This is a genomic window from Methylosinus sp. C49 (genome assembly GCF_009936375.1).
Taxonomy (GTDB): Bacteria; Pseudomonadota; Alphaproteobacteria; order Rhizobiales; family Beijerinckiaceae; genus Methylosinus.
Map to the genome: position 1 here is coordinate 1731684 of NZ_AP022332.1, position 16629 is coordinate 1748312.

Sequence of the window (16629 nt, forward strand, 5' to 3'; positions counted from 1 at the left end):
CAACCTGCTCTTCCCCGAATGGAACTCATCATGCCCACCGTCGAAGCCAAGCCGAATTCCCGATATCCCTGGTTCATTCGTCTCTTCTTCTGGAAGCAGAAGCTGACCTATGGACGGGTTCTCGATCCGGGCTTGCTGTGGGGGCGCTCGCCTCTGGTGTTCGCGTCCGTGGCGCTGCTGTACGGCGCCTTGAACCGGCGCTCCTCGCCTTTGTCGCCGGCGTTGCGCTCATTGGTGACAGTGCGCGTCTCTCAGATCAACCACTGCGCCTTTTGCGTCGACATCAACTCCGCGACGCTGGCCAAGCGCGGCGTCGCGATGGAGAAGATCGACGCACTCGCCGACTGGCGCAATAGCCCGCTGTTCGCTCCCGACGAGCGGCTCGCGCTGGAATATGCCGAGGCGATGACATTGACCGAGCCGGGCGTGAGCGACGAGCTGCGCGCCAGATTGAAGGAGCATTGGAGCGACGATGCGATCGTCGAATTGACCGGCCTCGTCGCCTTTCAAAATCTCTCCTCGAAATTCAATGCGGCGCTCGACGTTCCCTCACAAGGCTTTTGCAAGCTGCCGGCGGGAAGCGCCGATCCGAAAGGGTGAAATTCATGAACATTCAAGCCGTCAAGGACTATTACGGAAAAACCCTGCGCAGCTCCGACGATCTCAAGACCATGGCCTGCTGCACGCCGGACAGCATGCCCACGCGGGTGAAGGCGCTGCTGTCGAATATCCACGATGAGGTTCTGACGAAATATTATGGATGCGGATTGGTCGCTCCCGAGGAGCTGAGAGGCCGGCGTGTTCTCGATCTCGGCTGCGGCTCCGGGCGCGATGTCTATCTCATGTCGCAGCTCGTCGGTCCCTCGGGCGAGGTCGTCGGCGTCGACATGACGCCAGAGCAGCTCGAGACCGCAACGGCGCATATCGAGTGGCACAGGGAGAGATTCGGCTACGCGCGCAATAATGTGCGCTTTCTGCACGGCTACATCGAGCGGCTCGATGCGCTCGGCCTCGAGCCCGCGAGCTTCGACGTCATCGTCTCCAATTGCGTCGTCAATCTCTCGATCGACAAGCCGGCGGTGCTGCAAGGCGCATTCGATCTCTTGAAGCCCGGCGGGGAGTTTCACTTCGCCGATGTCTACGCCGACAGACGCCTCGATCCGGCCTTGCGCAATGATCCCGTCGTGTATGGAGAGTGTCTGGGAGGCGCTCTCTATTGGGGCGACTTTCTCGCGCTCGCCAAAGCCGCCGGATTCGGCGATCCTCGCCTTGCGGCCAGCCGGCCGCTGGAGATCACCGATTCCGAGATCGAGGCAAAGATCGGCGCGGCGCGCTTCTATTCGGCGACCTATCGTCTGTTCAAGATCGAAGGCCTCGAGCCTGCGTGCGAGGATTACGGCCAAGCGGTGATCTACAGAGGCGGCATTGCGGAAGCGCCACATCGCTTCGCGCTCGACAGCCATCATGTGATCGAGAAGGGTCGGCTCTTTCCCGTTTGCGGCAATAGCTGGCGCATGCTGAAGGAGAGCCGCTTCGCTCCCTATTTCGATTTCATCGGCGACTTCTCGACGCATTTCGGCATTTTTCCCGGCTGCGGCGCGAATATTCCCTTCACGGGCTCCGCCGATCAGAACCGGGGCGCGGACACATGCTGCTGAAAAGCGGCGCCCGGTCGCGCGTTGCGACCGGGCGCCTTTCGCCTTTGCGAAATCACGCGGCTTCCTTCCATACCCGAGACGCGAAAACGTCGTCGATAGGCGTGTGGATGAGATGGTTGGCATAATTCGACCAGTTCTTGACGCCGATCGAGAGAATGACGCCGAGAATGTTCTCGCTGTAGCCGGCGGCGAGAAGCTTTCGCACGGCCCCTTCGCTCGGCCGACCGCGCGATTCCACCATGACATGCGTGAATGTCGCGAGCGTCTGCAGCCGCGAATCGGAGATCGCGTGGCCATCGCGAATGGCGTCCGTCGCGTCGGTCGGAACCTTCGACATTTTATCCGCGACGAAGCTGTGCGCCGCCATCGCGGTTTCGATGGTCAGGAGGCCGAGCTCGGAAAAACGCGTGCTGCCTGGGTCAGCTCTCAGTGGAAACCAACACGCTGCCGTCAGGCGTTAGCGTCAGCCGGCAATCGAGCCGCCGCCGGCCAAGCCAGCCGCCGCGCCGCCGGAGCCGAGATCGCCCGATACGTCGGGCGGCGTTCGGCGATATCACTAATGGCGCGCGTTCGGCTCTTGCTGGCCTTTCAGCGATTTATCGCCAATGCGGTGCGGGAAGTGATCGGCCTGTTGCAAAAAATTTCTGCATAGCGGTAGAAAAATATGCAACCTGCGCGCGAGGGTGACAATAGCGCGCCGATATCTGGCCAGTATGGCGGCTGAAGTCATTTTCATGTTACTTTAGACTTGCAACGGCAGTCGATTTTGGCGGCGCATTATAATGGCTGGCTGAAAATCAGGCGCCCGCGTCGCGTCGCTTTGTCTACGCCCGAATTTTCCCGTTGACGGCATCTCGCTGTGTTCGCAATGTAATGAATATAGATATCGCGTCGATGGCGCGACCTCGCTTCGGGGCGTGCGTGCGAATGAGGCTTCGACGGTCGTCGCCGGTCGCGGCTGCTGGAGAATTTCATAATGCAAATGGAATGGTTGTCGACGGCGATCGATTTCGGCGTCATCGGTCTGCTGGCCGCGCTCAGCGTCATCGTCGTCGCCGTGGCGCTTGAGCGGCATTTCTTCTACCGGGCGATCGACATTACGACGTTCACCAGCATCAAGGCGCTGGAACTCGAGCTGAGCAAGCGGCTCATCGTCATCGCATCCGTCGCCTCCAATGCGCCTTATATCGGGCTGCTCGGCACCGTGCTCGGCATCATGCTGACCTTCTATAATTTGGGTCTCGACGCTTCGGCGGACGCCAGCAAGATCATGGCCGGCCTCGCGCTCGCCCTCAAGGCGACGGCGGTCGGGCTCATCGTCGCGCTCTTGTCGGTGGTCTCCTACAACGTCCTTTTGCGCAAGACGAAGGTGCTGCTGCTGAAGTGGGAGATCGCCAATGGATGAGAAGCCTTTCGAGACGCTCAATGTCATTCCGCTCGTCGATGTGATGCTCGTGCTTCTCACAATGGTGCTGACGACGGCGAATTTCATCGCGACCGGCCGCATACCGGTCGCCTTGCCGCAGGCCGCGAACACGCAGGTCGATCGGCAGAAGGACAAGACGATCGAGATCGCCGCCGATGGAAGCGTCTATTTCGACGGCCACGCCGCGACCAAGGATGAATTGCGCAGCCGGCTCACGGGCCTGCCGCCGGAAACGGGCTTCCTCATTCGCGCCGATCGCGCTGTGGCCCTGCAGAGCTTCGTCGATATTGCCGAACTGCTCAAGCGCATGAGCTTCACCAAAGTCGCCGTGCAGACCAAGAACAGTCCCAAGTGAGAGGCGCTGAAATGGCTTTCCTGGCGGCGTCCGCGCCCACGAAAAATGTTAGTCGACCGGCGGCGAGCCGCTTCTCGATCTATCACGGTCTCGCGCTCTCCCTGGCGCTGCACGCCCTGCTATGCGCGCCTTACGTCCTGCATCGCCTCTACGCGACGCAAGAGGAGGATTCGGTTCTCGTCTTCGAGCTCGATGGTCTCGTCGATGATGAGCAGACCGACGAGAAGCTGCAGCAGGATACTGCCGGCGAGACACACCCGACCGCGACGCAGGCGTCCATGGCGAAGCCTGTCGAGCAGCATGAGCAGGCCGATGAAGGCGAGGCCAAAGCAGCCGCTGTGGCCGCGGCGGCCCCTTCGCAGTCGAAGCCCGATCCGGCCGGTTCCGCCAATGTGACGGGCGCGCAAGAGCAGCAGATCGCGCGCACCATCGCCCGCCGCGCGGAAACCGAGGAGGACCGCATTCGCGTCTATATACAGCAATTGTCGAAGCGCATTCACAAGCGGCTCGTCTATCCGGAGGAGGGGCGTCGCGCCGGGCTGCGCGGCGTCGCGAAAGTTTCCTTCGGCATTCTCGCGAGTGGCCAAATCCGCGAAGAAACGCTCAAGATCGTTGCAACGAGCGGACAAGAGCGTCTCGACGTCAGCGCGTTGAAGACGGTGCGATCGAGCGTGCCCTTCGGGCCGCCGCCGCGGGAGATGAATGTGGCGATCGACGTCGTGTTCGGCCCGTCGCGCTGATCGCGAATTCGGGACGAATAACATTTGGAGGAACTCGGGATCATCGCTCGCTCGCCGCCGGCGGCCGGGCGACGATCCCGCATTTGCGGCGTTCGCCTTTTATGCCGATAGGGCCTCTCTATTCGGCGCCTGTTCGGAATCGTCGGCGATGGCGGGAGCAGCTGCGTCGGCGGCGGCAATGTCGGAGGCAGCGAAGTCCATACTCGGGCAGAAGAGTGAGGTGATCTTCTCGGCGATGATCGACCAGTCGAATTGCTCCTTGGCGATGGCGCGCGCCTTGGCGCGGATCGCTTCTCCGCGCTCGGTTTCCCAAACGCGCTCCCGCAGCAAGGTCTGCAGCTCGCTCGCATTCTGAGCCGTTACATGCCATCCGTCCGCGGAGACGCCGCGCGCGCCGAAGTCGTTGGCGACGATCAGACATCCGGCGGCCATATAGTCGAAGAGCTTCAAATTGGTCCCGCCGCCGGAAAACAGCAGCTGCAGAGCAATGTCCGCCGAGCTCAAGAGCGCGATCTTGAGATCATCCTCGACATAGTCGAACCAGAGCTCGTCGAAGGGCACATCAGGCCAACCGGTGCGGTCGGCTTGCGCGATCGAGCCGATCAAGGCGACGGCGCCGTCGAATCCGGCCTCCGCCAGCAGCAGCCGCGCCTTGGAGTAGGATTCGACATTCGGTCCATAGCCGCTACCCAAAAACACGGCCAGCGTCTTGTCGCCGATCTGCAGCTTGCTGCGAAGCTCGTCGCGGCTCGCCTTGTCCCAGATCGGATATTGCGAGCAATCGACGCCATTGGGCGCGACGGTGATGTTGCTTCTCGGCACGTCGTATAATTGCGCCATGCGGTCGGCGTCATGGGCGCTCACGGCCGTCACGAAATTGGCCTCGCGACAGGCCATTCTCTCGCCGTGGTACACAGTATCGACGAAGGAATCGAGCTGCGCTGCGCCGAGACCTCCACGGAAATGCTGCTCCTTTATGTCGAATTCGACATTGTGCGCTTCATAGATCTTGATGGCGTTCCGCTTGGCGAAGCCGAAGCCCAGAAGCGCGAGATAGGGATGCGAGGAGATGACGACATCGGCCGCGCCGATGATCTGCCGCGCATCGCGCACGAACTCGTCCGAGAAATGATATTCCCTTATGCAGAGAACATCATGCGCCAGGCGCCGCGTCTTCTCCATTATGTGCCAGACGTGATGCTGGTCGCCGGGCGCGGCGGGGAAGACGATCACGTCGAAACGGTCGGCGAGCTTATAGCGCCTGATGTGATCGGTCTGCTTGAAATCATAGGCGATGAGTGTGACGTCATGCTCTTTCGCGATATTCTTGTAGACCGAGACGTAACGCGTCTGCCCGCCGTCGCGGACCGGGGTGATGTCGAATGTGGAAAGGACAACGATCTTCATCAGCGCGTTCCTTTCAAGACATCGACGATTGTTTTGGCGACGCGGTCCCAGTCGAAGCGTGACGCGGCCTCTTTCGCCTTGGAGGCGAGACGTGAGCGCAGCTCGGAATTGAGCGATAGCTCGCGCAGTCCCTGAGCGATCGAGCTCACCGACAAAGGATCCACGAGAACGGCGGCGTTCTTCGCTATGTCCTGCATGCTGGTTTCCTGTGAGGTCAAGACCGGGACGCCGCAGGCCATGGCCTCCAGCACGGGCATGCCGAAGCCTTCATAGACGCTCGGATAGGCGACGAACATCGCGCCGGAGTAGAGCGCCGACAAATCCTCATTGTCGACGCCGCTCAGCACTTTCACGTGCTCGGAGAGCCCGCTGTTGGCGATCAGCCGCACCAATTCGTCATATCCCCACCCATGTGAGCCGACGATGGCGAGTTGCGGAGGATGGTCGACGCCGCGGCGAAATTCGTCATAGGCCTGAACCAGACGAACATGGTTCTTGCGCGGCTCCAGCGTCCCGACGTTGAGAATATAGTCTCGACGGAGGCCGAATTTGGCGATTGCCGCGTCCACCACGGGAGCGGGGCGTGGTCCGATCGCGCCAGGGCCGATCCACGAGGTGGTCAGACGCTCGGGAGAGACGCCGACATTGTCGATGATATCCTTGCGGGTCGTCTCAGAGTTGCAGAAAATGTGATCGGCGCGTTTGAACACATCGATGACATTGGCGAAATTCTCGATCGCATCCTTGCCGAAGAAATTCGGAAACAGGATCGGGATCACGTCATGCGCCCAGCTCGCGAGAGCGAGGCCGGGGATGGCGATTGGAATGAAGTGATTGGCGAAATAGACGCTCGCGCCCATTTCACGCAGCTCGCGGCCCAGCTCCTGCAAGTTGAAAGCGCGTCGCTGCTCGATCGCCGCTTGCACGACGCCATTGTAGCGACGATCGAAACGGCCGTCCGCGAGGCTATAGACGACCTTGTGCCTTATATGCACTCCGACGCGCGCTTTTTCGACACGCGGAAAAAATTCGAGCGGGATTTCGGCGGCGCCATTGGTCCAGCGCCAGCCGCTCTCCGAGTCGTGATAGCCATTGGCGAGGCGGGCGTCGTCGAAGGCGAACTCCTGCGATCCTCTATCCGATTCGACGACGATCTTGCTGAGGGCGACGCCGAGCCTGCGGCTGTCCGGCGAGTTCATCGTGTCGCATGGGCGCGCGGCTCGGCTGCGCAGAAGCATCGCATGCCGGGGCGTCGGGCCCTCGTAATGATACCATACGCCGTCCGGCGTCGTCGTCTGCGTCGTCGGGACGATGCGTCCGTCCACCTCGAAGCGCGCGCGCTCCCTATCGGTGCGCAACGAGAAGGCGCCGGATGATTTCAGCACGCTGCGATAGATCACGCGCGGCCGGAAGGTCAGCGCCGCCATTGCGTCGGCCCGCACCTCGCCAAAAAACGGATCGGCGACGAAAACAAATTCGGTGTCGGGGGCGACTCTCGCGGCGGCGTTCAGAAAACCGACCGAGACATTGAAAATTCCACCGCTGATCGACTGCTGAAAGGCGCCGGCGTCATATGCGATGATCATGAGTGCAACCCCGCGGAGATGTCGACGAATCCCTCTAAGAATGAGAGCCACCGTCTCGCGGTCGCTTCCGAGTAGAAGTCGGTCGCACGATCCGCCTGCTCGCGAACGATATTGTTGCGCAGCGTCTTATCGCGACGCAGGAGCTCGAGATAGCCTGCGGGGATCGATGGATCGAGCGTGTCGAATTTGATGCCGGCAGGGCCCATCGTCTCGCCCACTGCGGTTCCCGCATAGGCGAGCACCGGACAGCCGACCGTGAAGGCCTCGAGCACCGGCACCATGAAGCCTTCGTGCTCGCTCATGGAAATATAGGCGTCGGCGGCGGCGAACAGTGTCTTGATCGCGAGACCGCTGGCGTTCTGGTAGATTTTGAGGTCGGAGAGGACGCCGCCCTGCACCGCGCGTCCCAGCAGCCCGTGGAAATATTCGTCGCCCCAAATCTTGCCGCCGAGATGCAGTGAGGCCGAGCGGCCGAAGAGCTTCTTATAGGCGGCCAGAGTGTCGATCAGCAGATCGTGCCGCTTATTGGGAACGAAGCGTCCGACGAAGACGATATTGACCTCGGACGCCGCCTTGATGTCGAAATAGAGCTGATTGTCGAGCTCGCGCGACGTGAAAAAGGCGTCGTTGAAGAACACCGGAATGGTCACGGGATCGCGAAAGCCGAATTCTCTCAGCTCGGCGGTGTTGTAGTCCGAATCGCCGACGCCCTTCTCGAAAGCGCCGGCGAAGCGCCGCATCTGTGCGCGCGAGTGGTCGCACATGTCGCCGAGCCAGCTCATCGAGCCCTGGCCGCGGAAAAAATGGCCCGGCGTGACATTGTGGTAGATCAGAATCTTGCGGACGGGCAGGTCCAGCAGGGCTTCGAGCTCCTCATTGAAAAAAGAATAATGCAGCAGCAGCAGATCCGTGTCGCTCCAAGCCATGCGCTTCAGCATGGAGGTCGAGAGCGTTGCATAATCGCTCGTGGCGATATTGGAATCAGAGCACGCCACATAGGAGGCCGCGCCCCGCTCCCTAAGGATCCGATGCAGGGAGGAAATCGAGGCGCCGATGGCGTCGGCGCTAATTACCGAGGGATGATATTGAACAACACGTGACATTCATCCTCACCAGCCAGATGTTTCGACATCGAGACGGGGAGCGGGGCGACCCGCACGAAAACGCCGTCTGCTAGCTCGAGCCGCTCTCCGCCGTAGCGGAGAACAGACGCATCAAAGCCCCGAGGCTTCCGTCTCCACCGAGGAGGAAGAGCGCGCCAGAGGCCCGAACACCTCCATCTGCTGCTCCAATTGCTGCGTCACGCCGGCGACGACGGCTTCGGCGACGTCGTTCATCTCCTGCTTGGCGTCCACGAGAGCCTGCTGCAGCGTCTCTCGCTCGCGTCTCAAGCCATCCACCTCGCCGGCGACCTTGGCGACTTCCGTGGACAGGCGATCGATGGTGGAGGAGAGGGTCAGGATCTGCGCGGAAATCTGCGCCGAGAATTTGAGAAGGTAGTTTCTTTGGAGCGCCGGGCAGATCGGCAAGGAGTAGGTGGTGAAAGTCCACTGCAATGAAGGAGTAGCGACCCACATTGGCCCCGAGTCATGCGTTTGCATCCGCGAGGGTGCCGGCGAAGCGTTGACAGGGGAGCGCGTAGGCCAGCCATTGAGCCGCGAAAACTACAGTCTCGGATGCCGACGTGGTCAAAGACACGGAAGGCAACACGGGGAGCGCGATATCGCGAGCGCCCGCCCGGTCCGGCGTGGTCGAAGACCCTGGCATGCGTGGAAGTTCCTTGCACGGGAACCGGGAGACCTCGGGTTTGGCCGGCGTCTGGACGCCGCCGGTCCGCGTCGGGAAGGCGAGGAGCCGTAGCCGATGATGCACGAACCCGAGGAGTCTGATTCCGTCATAGTAGCGACGAAGCTGGTGAACAACACGGAGCAATCTGTCGCGGAGCCGGCGGAGCCAAGGACGGAAACCATAGGGAACGCGGATCAGCAAAGCACGCGCCGGGCTCAGGACCGGGGAAGTGTGTCACAAGCGCTGGAACGCGTACGGCAAGCCGCAAGGCAGAGGAAAAGGGAGCGGTTCACGGCGCTCTTGCACCATGTCGATTCCGCCCTACTGAGAACGGCGTTTTACGCGATCAAGCGTGACGCCGCGCCCGGCGTGGATGGCATGACATGGGAGACCTACGAGCGGGACCTCGATCGAAAGATCGAGGCTCTGCGAGAGCGGGTCCATGCGGGAACGTATCGGGCGCAGCCATCCCGCCGGAGTTACATTCCGAAGGAAGATGGAAGCAAGCGCCCGCTGGCGGTTACGGCCCTCGAAGACAAGATCGTACAGAGAGCTGTGGCGGCGGTGTTGAGCGTGATCCACGAGGAAGACTTCCTCGGGTTCTCGTACGGATTCCGGCCCAAACGCAGTCAGCATGACGCGCTGGACGCGTTGATTGTCGGGATCAGCGACAAGAAGGTGAACCATATACTTGACGCCGACATCCGTTCGTTCTTCACGGAAGTTTCCCAGCAATGGGTTGTCCGCTTCCTGGAACATCGGATCGGCGACAAGCGCATCATCCGGCTGGTCCAAAAGTGGATGCGGGCCGGCATCCTTGAAGACGGCATCGTGACGATCGAGGAAGAGGGGACCGGGCAGGGTTCAGTGATTTCGCCCTTGCTCGCGAACATCTATCTTCATTATGTCTTCGATTTGTGGGCTGAACGCTGGCGACGGCGGGAGGCGACGGGCGATATGATCATGGTCAGGTACGCCGATGACATTGTCGTCGGCTTCCAGCATGAGAGCGACGCTCGCCGGTTCTGGGATGCGATGCGCGACAGGCTGCGGGAGTTCTCGCTATCGCTGCATCCGGAAAAAACGCGCCTCATGAAGTTCGGCCGCTTCGCGGCAGAGAATTGCAAGAGACGGGGAGGTTCAAAACCGGAGACCTTCAAGTTTCTCGGCTTCGTGCTCATCTGTGACACGACGCGACGTGGAAGTTTCCGTGTCAGACGGAAGTCACGGAGCGATCGCATGCGCGCGAAGCTTCGAGAGATCAAAGAAGCGTTGCGACGACGACGGCACAGGCCTATCCCGGAAACCGGGAGGTGGCTCGCGCAGGTCGTCGGGGGTTATTTCGCCTACCACGCTGTGCCGACCAACGGTGCGGCGTTGAGCACGTTCCACCATCGTGTGTGCAAGCTCTGGCACCGGCAGCTCTGTCGGCGAAGTCAAAGAGCCATTGTGCCGTGGTCGCGCATGACGAAACTGACCGACGAGTACCTTCCCAAGCCACGTATTCTGCATCCTTGGCCAAGCGTTCGTTTCGCCGTCAGACACCTAAGGTAGGAGCCGTATGCGGGAATTCTGCAAGTACGGATCTGTGCGGGGGGCGCTCAGCAATGGGCGTCCCTACCGCGATCTCGGTCAAATGAAGCAGTAGAGAATCCATTGTCGAAACGCCGCTCGTAAATGTGAGCGGCGGCAACTCGCTCGATGTTTCGCTCTGTGGTTGCGATCTCGCGCGAGTGACGAGCGCATGCGCGAATTCCGACAGGCGTCGCTTCTCTGTCACCGATATCACTTTATTCATAAGAGCCTTCCGTTTTTGCAAGCTCACAGCGCAAGATGTATAAAGTGGGCAGTGGATATGTCAATGAGCCTCTATTGTTCTCTATGCACCTGACATGTCTTTCACGTCACGGACGCCGATGCGGCCCGCGATTCGAGCGACGACGACATTTCGTGCCGCTGACGACGGCGCCGAGCGAATGGGCGGTCGGCGCCCGCTTTGTTTGCGGCGCGCCCATGCGCGAGGCAACCGATCGCCGAAACCAGGCTCGTCGACGAGACAGACGGCGCGGACACGCGGTCATCTCCGAGCGGCAGGGGCGCCGATGGTCGATCTCGCGCCTTGCGACAAGCACGCTTCGGACCATTCGATCTGGTCGACGACGCGCGCCGGCTCGGCTGATCCACGCCGCTAGCGAATTTACCCTTAGGTAAGTTAACCTATTGTTAACCATGACGGCGTGAGATGGCGGCACAGCTGGAGCCGAGTCCACCGTTGACCCAACCTTCGACTCACATTCGTTTTCGTGGCCGATCCTTTCCCGTCCTGGCCCTAGAGCCGGATGCGCCGATCGCCGGATGGTTCGAGCGGCTCGACGCCTGCCTCGAGCACTCGCCCGCCTTCTTCTCACGCAAGGCGATTGTCATCGACGTCACCAAGCTCGGACTCGATCGCGACACGGTCGGGGAACTGGTGGAGCAGCTATCCGGCCGCGGCGTTCGCATCATGGGGCTGACCGGCGTCGATCCCTCCTGGGCGTGCGACGACCTGCCCCCGATTCTTACCAATGGCCGCTCCATCGCCGCCGAGGAGGCGCCCGTCGAGGGCGGCGAGGATGCGCCGAGCCTGACGGAGAGCGAGCGCGCCGCCTTCGACGAGATCGCCCAGGCGCTCGCCGGCGGCGCCGAGGAGCAGACGCACGAGCCCGAGCGCAGCGCCGCGCCGCTCATCGTCGACACGGCGGTGCGGTCGGGTCAGTCGATCTTCCATCCCAATGGCGATGTGATCGTCATCGGCTCGGTCTCCTCCGGCGCCGATATCGTCGCGGGCGGCTCGGTCCATGTGTATGGAACCGTGCGCGGCCGAATCATGGCCGGCGCCTATGGCGATTCGCGCGCGCGCATTTTCTGCCGCCGCCTGGAGGCGGAGCTTCTCGCCGTCGGCGGCTTCTATATGACGGCGGACGAAATTCGAGACGACGTGCGCGGACGCGCGGTTCACGCAAGGCTCGAGGACGAAACGATCAAGATCACAAAGCTCGACTGAGAGGGACGGTATAAAATGCCCAAGATATTGGTCGTCACTTCCGGCAAAGGGGGCGTCGGCAAAACGACGTCGACCGCCGCGCTCGGCGCAGCGCTGGCTCAGTCGAATCAGAAGGTCGCGGTCGTCGATTTCGATGTCGGCCTGCGCAATCTCGATCTCGTCATGGGCGCGGAGCGGCGGGTCGTCTATGACCTCATCAATGTCGCCCAGGGCGACGCCAAGCTGCATCAGGCGCTCATTCGCGATAAGCGGCTCGACAATCTCTATCTGCTTCCGGCCTCCCAGACCCGCGACAAGGACGCGCTCACCGAGGAGGGCGTGCGTCGCGTCATCGACGAATTGCGCGAGCGCTTCGACTGGATCGTCTGCGACAGCCCGGCGGGCATTGAGCGCGGGGCGACGCTCGCCATGCGCTTCGCCGATGTGGCGGTCGTCGTCGCCAATCCCGAAGTCTCCTCCGTGCGCGATTCGGATCGCATCATCGGTCTGCTCGACGCCAAGACCGAGATCGCCGAAAAGGGCGGCCGCATGGAGAAGCATCTGCTGCTGACGCGCTACGACGCTGGCCGCGCCGCGCGCGGCGAGATGCTGAATGTCGACGATGTGCTCGAAATTCTGTCGATCCCGCTGCTCGGCATCATCCCCGAGAGCGAGGATGTTCTGCGCGCCTCCAATGTCGGCTCTCCGGTCACGCTCCACAATGGCGCGAGCGCGCCGTCGCGCGCCTATGCCGATGCGGCGCGGCGTCTCTGCGGCGCCGAGGTGCCGATGGACATACCGTCCGATAAAAAGGGGCTTCTCGTCAGATTGTTTGGTCGGAGGGCGGCATGAAGCTGTTCAACTTTTTCAACCGCCGCGCATCTGCGCCGGTCGCGCGCGAGCGTCTGCAGATTCTCCTCGCGCATGAGCGCGCATCCGTGTCCAACTCCAATCTCGTCGCCCTATTGCATAGAGAGGTGCTGGCCGCCGTCTCCAAGCATATAGAGATCGACCCGGACAAGGTGGAGGTCAAGCTGCGTGAAGGCGACGACATGTCGCTGCTCGAGATCGATATCGAGATTTCGACGAGCGCCTCGGCGCGCGAGGCGATCGCCGACGCCGCGGCGTGACGCCGACAAGACGAGACGAGCGGCGGCGTTCCGCCGCTCGCATCACGTAATCATCGCGAATTGACGCCCGCCTCTCTCGTCGCCTAAGCCTCCTCGCATCGACGTCGAAAGACGTCCCCGACGAACTGGAGGAGGCGATGGCGGTCTCGACCACAAGGGCGCGCGCATTGCGCCTTTCGGGCGTCGTTCTCATCAATGTGGCGTTGGCGATTGGCCTGCTCGCAGCGACGGAATTCATTCTCCATCGCGTCTATAATTGGACCAATCCTTTCCTCGATCACGGCGAGAATGCGCTGCGGTCGCGCGATCCTGTCTTCACCCATACGCTGCGCCCCAATTTCGACGGCTATGACGTGTGGGGGCCGCATACGCCGCGCATATTCACCAATTCGCTCGGCTTCAAGGATGCGGCGGCGCGCAACGTTCCCTTGATCTCCGACCGTCGGCGCATCGTCTTTATCGGCGACTCCTTCACGGAGGGCGTCGGTCTGCCCTACCAGCAGACTTTCGTCGGCCGCTTCGCGCAGGCTTTTCCCGAGATCGACGTGCTGAACGCGGGCGTCTCGAGCTACGCGCCCTCCGCCTATTACGAGAAGCTGAAATATTATCTCGACAAGGGCCTGAAGTTCGATGAGGCGATCGTCTACATCGACATTTCCGACATTCAAGACGAGGCCATCTCCTATCGCTATGACGACAACGGCGTTTTAGAGCTCGGCGTCTTCGTGCCCAATCCAGAAAAATGTCTGCCGAGCGCCTATCAGCTGCTGCCGCGTGATCCGCCGGGATGGCTGGAGAAGCGATCCTTCGTCGCCGAATTCGTGTCCAATCTTCTATTCGTCAAGAAAGCCAATGCGGCGAACGCCAGCGCCAGTCTGTCGGAGCTGATGCGGCCGGGGCGCGTCTATAGCCGCGATTGGAGCCGCGCGTCCTGGACCTTCGACGATGCGGCGAGCTGTTATGGCGATGCAGGCGTCGCCGGCGGCGTACGCAAGGCGCTGCAGCAGATGGATCGACTTCATGAGCTGTTGTCCGCGCGCGGAATCGCGCTCTCGGTCGGCGTCTATCCCTGGCCGCATCAGCTTCTCTATGATGTCGAGAATTCGCGGCAGGCGCAGATTTGGCGCGATTGGTGCGCCCGAAAATGTGAGCGCTACGTCGATCATTTCCCCGCCTTCTTTCAATATAAGGTCGGGCATGCAGATTATGTGCGCGATCTCTATTTCTGGGCGGACGTGCATTTCAACGCCGAGGGCAACCGCCTGCTCGCCGCTGATCTCATAGAGAAATATCGTCGCCGATGAGGCGTCAGGACGCCAAGGCCAGTCCGCCCATCATCAGTCCGAGCGCGGCGAGCCAGCTGCCGAGCGCGCGAATGGCGATAGAGCGCCATGCGCGCGCATCGGCCATCTCGCCGCGAAATGCGAGCGTCGCCGCCGAGACCAGCGTGACGACCACATAGCCGGCGGCGGAAAGGCCGGCGACGAATAGCAGGCGATTGGTCTCCGGCCCGATGGCGGCGGCGTTGGCCGCGCCGCGCATCATCGCGAGAACCAATGCGAATCCGCCCAGCGCGACGACGGGAATGGGCGCCGCCGCCGCGAGCAGCGCGCCGAGCAGAACGAGAGCGCCGGCGGCGAACAGCGCGCCTTCCGACGTCACATTCAGCGCCATCGCGCTGGTCACGCCGATGGCGAGGCCGAAGGGGAAGAGCAGCAGCAGCGGCCGCGTCTGCTTCGCGCCGAGCGATCCGGCGAGCATGCCCAGCGCGACCCAGAGGGTCACATCCTTCAGATCGGTGAGAGGATGCGCCGCGCCGGCATAGAAATCGCCGAGCCGCGCGCCGAGAATATGCGCCTTCGCGTTCGTGGCCGAGAGGAGTAGAAAGAGCGCGCCGACGCCGGCCTGTCGCGAGCGGCGCATCATCCAGCGACGCCCGCGCCGAGGAATAGGAAATAGCCGCCGAGCAGCGCGATCGATGCGCCGAGCCCTTGGATGACGCGCGCGCCGAGTGGCCATCGCGATAGGGCGCCGGTGAGGATTCCAAATCCGTGCAAAAGGCCTGTGGCGGTGACGAAGCCGACGCCATAGGCCATTGGGTCGGCGGCGCCGGGCAGCTCCGCGCCATGCGCATGACCGTGGAATATGGCGAAGAGCGCGACGATGAGCGCGGCGACGACGACAGGCGGCCGCACGCGCATCGCTACAGCGGCGCCGAGAAGCAGCGCCGAGAGCGCGATCATCATTTCCGGCGCCGGCAGGGGAATATGCAGAACGCCGAGCACGCCCCCCAAAGCCATGACGAGAGGAAAGGCGATGGGCAGCAGAAAGATCGCCGGCGCGCCGAGTTGCGCGCCCCAAAGACCCACGGCGATCATTGCGACGAGATGATCCACGCCCGTCAACGGATGCAGAAAACCGCTCGTAAGACCGCCCGTCACGCCTTCGCCGTCATGCGCGAGAGCGGGCGAAGCGAGCGCGACGCCTGTGAGAGCGACGGTGACGAAGAGGCGGAGGCGAGACGACATTGGAAAACGCTCCTCAATCGATTGCGAGCACGCGGAGAAGTCGGCCGATGAACCAGAAGGCCGCGATCGAGCCGATCGCATAGCCGGGAAGAGGATCGCGCGCGCCGGGAAGAACGGCGCCGAGGCGACGATGCGCCCAGATGAGCGCGAGAGTGAGAAGCACGAAGGCGAGCTGTCCGATCTCGACTCCGATATTGAAGAAGCCGAGCGCCGCCGGCAGCAAGCGCCTTTCGATGCCGAGCCCGGCGAGCGCGCTCGCGAAGCCGATTCCGTGAACGAGGCCGAAGCCGCCCGCGACCGCCCAAGGATAGCGGGCCGTCAATCCCGCTTCGCCGCGCCGCTGCTTCACGATCTCGACGCCGACAAAGACGATGCTGAGCGCGATGCAGGCGTTGAGCGGCCGCTCCGGCACGCCGATCACGCCGAAGGCCGCCGCCGCGAGCGATATGCTGTGTCCGATGGTGAAAGCGGTGATCGTCGAGACGAGCCGCCGGCCGACGCCGACGATCCAGATCAAGCCGAAAACGAAGAGAAGATGATCGGCGCCGAGCAGAATATGGTCGACGCCGTAATTCAGATAGGTCGCGCCGAGCGCTATCCAGCTTTCGAGCGTCGGCGCCTCGGAGCCGAGAATAGAGACAGTCGGATTGGCGGAGGTGATGGTGTAGCTGCGCGTCTCGCCTTGCAGCGGGATGATTTTGATCAGCGCCGCCGACATGCGCGAGCCGAGATTGCCGATCGTCATCGCGCCGACGAGGCCCTTCGCGCCGCATTCGAGCTGCGGCATGTGCAAGAAGCAATGCGGCGGCGCGCGCAGATCGACGCGCGCGGCGCCGATCGTCGGCTCCATCGTCCAGCGGCCGACATAGGCGCCCTGCCGCACCTCGCGCAATTCCAGCACGCCGAGCGATGATTCATGCGCGAGAATCGCCGCTGGCGCCAGCAGCGTCGCCGCGACGATCCATGCCGCGAGCAGTCGCATCGCTTTT

General features: G+C 62.3%; 18 protein-coding genes. 10 read left to right on the plus strand and 8 right to left on the minus strand.

Annotated features, from left to right (window positions below; genetic code table 11):
• Positions 1–30 precede the first annotated feature (30 nt).
• Both GYH34_RS08380 and GYH34_RS08385 read left to right on the plus strand, forming a co-directional pair.
• On the plus strand, positions 31–600 hold the full coding sequence (locus GYH34_RS08380; protein WP_161913182.1) for a carboxymuconolactone decarboxylase family protein: 570 nt from the start codon (positions 31–33) through the stop codon (positions 598–600).
• Positions 601–605: 5 nt separating this feature from the next.
• The gene (locus GYH34_RS08385) at positions 606–1658 is read left to right on the plus strand and encodes a methyltransferase domain-containing protein (protein WP_161913183.1); all 1053 of its coding nucleotides are present in this window, start codon (positions 606–608) and stop codon (positions 1656–1658) included.
• A 52-nt stretch (positions 1659–1710) separates the two neighbouring features.
• On the opposite strand, the gene GYH34_RS08390 is transcribed toward GYH34_RS08385, so the two are convergent.
• Positions 1711–2025, minus strand: coding sequence for a hypothetical protein (locus tag GYH34_RS08390; RefSeq protein ID WP_161913184.1), 315 nt, complete (start codon positions 2023–2025; stop codon positions 1711–1713).
• 615 nt (positions 2026–2640) lie between these two features.
• Here GYH34_RS08390 and exbB point away from each other — a divergent pair.
• From exbB to GYH34_RS08405, 3 genes are read left to right on the plus strand one after another with little or no spacing between them, the layout of a single operon-like run.
• The gene (gene exbB, locus GYH34_RS08395; RefSeq protein WP_348983910.1) at positions 2641–3063 is read left to right on the plus strand and encodes a TonB-system energizer ExbB; all 423 of its coding nucleotides are present in this window, start codon (positions 2641–2643) and stop codon (positions 3061–3063) included.
• Complete coding sequence (locus GYH34_RS08400) at positions 3056–3439, plus strand: biopolymer transporter ExbD (protein WP_161913186.1); 384 nt, start codon at positions 3056–3058, stop codon at positions 3437–3439. Before exbB ends, GYH34_RS08400 begins: the two co-directional genes overlap by 8 nt.
• A gap of 11 nt (positions 3440–3450) precedes the next feature.
• Positions 3451–4179 carry a TonB family protein gene (locus tag GYH34_RS08405; protein ID WP_161913187.1) on the plus strand — a complete coding sequence of 243 codons (729 nt, stop codon included), beginning with the start codon at positions 3451–3453 and terminating at the stop codon, positions 4177–4179.
• Positions 4180–4278: 99 nt separating this feature from the next.
• Here GYH34_RS08405 and GYH34_RS08410 read toward each other — a convergent pair whose 3' ends face one another.
• The 4 genes from GYH34_RS08410 to GYH34_RS08425 form a co-directional block, all read right to left on the minus strand.
• A complete protein-coding gene (locus tag GYH34_RS08410; RefSeq protein ID WP_161913188.1) occupies positions 4279–5586 on the minus strand; it encodes a glycosyltransferase in 1308 nt (435 codons plus the stop codon).
• Positions 5586–7172, minus strand: coding sequence for a glycosyltransferase family 1 protein (locus tag GYH34_RS08415; RefSeq protein WP_161913189.1), 1587 nt, complete (start codon positions 7170–7172; stop codon positions 5586–5588). The genes GYH34_RS08410 and GYH34_RS08415 overlap by 1 nt, the downstream gene beginning before the upstream one ends.
• Entirely contained in the window at positions 7169–8275 is a 1107-nt protein-coding gene (locus tag GYH34_RS08420) for a glycosyltransferase (protein ID WP_161913190.1), read from the minus strand. The genes GYH34_RS08415 and GYH34_RS08420 overlap by 4 nt, the downstream gene beginning before the upstream one ends.
• 111 nt (positions 8276–8386) lie before the next feature.
• Positions 8387–8749, minus strand: coding sequence for a hypothetical protein (locus tag GYH34_RS08425; RefSeq protein ID WP_161913191.1), 363 nt, complete (start codon positions 8747–8749; stop codon positions 8387–8389).
• Positions 8750–9035: 286 nt separating this feature from the next.
• On the opposite strand from GYH34_RS08425, the gene ltrA reads away from it, so the two are divergent.
• From ltrA to GYH34_RS08450, 5 genes are all read left to right on the plus strand, one after another.
• On the plus strand, positions 9036–10514 hold the full coding sequence (gene ltrA, locus GYH34_RS08430; protein ID WP_174242384.1) for a group II intron reverse transcriptase/maturase: 1479 nt from the start codon (positions 9036–9038) through the stop codon (positions 10512–10514).
• A 718-nt stretch (positions 10515–11232) separates the two neighbouring features.
• Positions 11233–12003: a septum site-determining protein MinC gene (gene minC, locus GYH34_RS08435; RefSeq protein ID WP_244635321.1), complete on the plus strand. Its 771-nt coding sequence runs from the start codon at positions 11233–11235 to the stop codon at positions 12001–12003.
• 15 nt (positions 12004–12018) lie between these two features.
• Positions 12019–12834, plus strand: coding sequence for a septum site-determining protein MinD (minD, locus tag GYH34_RS08440; RefSeq protein WP_161913193.1), 816 nt, complete (start codon positions 12019–12021; stop codon positions 12832–12834).
• Positions 12831–13112 (plus strand): cell division topological specificity factor MinE, encoded by a 282-nt coding sequence (gene minE, locus GYH34_RS08445; protein WP_161913194.1) that lies wholly within the window; start codon positions 12831–12833, stop codon positions 13110–13112. Before minD ends, minE begins: the two co-directional genes overlap by 4 nt.
• 137 nt (positions 13113–13249) lie before the next feature.
• Positions 13250–14416, plus strand: coding sequence for an SGNH/GDSL hydrolase family protein (locus tag GYH34_RS08450; protein WP_161913195.1), 1167 nt, complete (start codon positions 13250–13252; stop codon positions 14414–14416).
• Between the two features lie 4 nt (positions 14417–14420).
• Here the strand turns inward: GYH34_RS08450 and GYH34_RS08455 are convergent, their stop codons facing one another.
• From GYH34_RS08455 to GYH34_RS08465, 3 genes are read right to left on the minus strand one after another with little or no spacing between them, the layout of a single operon-like run.
• Entirely contained in the window at positions 14421–15038 is a 618-nt protein-coding gene (locus GYH34_RS08455; RefSeq protein ID WP_161913196.1) for a HupE/UreJ family protein, read from the minus strand.
• Positions 15035–15640, minus strand: coding sequence for a HupE/UreJ family protein (locus GYH34_RS08460; protein WP_161913197.1), 606 nt, complete (start codon positions 15638–15640; stop codon positions 15035–15037). The genes GYH34_RS08455 and GYH34_RS08460 overlap by 4 nt, the downstream gene beginning before the upstream one ends.
• Before the next feature lie 13 nt (positions 15641–15653).
• A complete protein-coding gene (locus GYH34_RS08465; RefSeq protein ID WP_161914943.1) occupies positions 15654–16622 on the minus strand; it encodes a HupE/UreJ family protein in 969 nt (322 codons plus the stop codon).
• Positions 16623–16629: the final 7 nt, after the last annotated feature.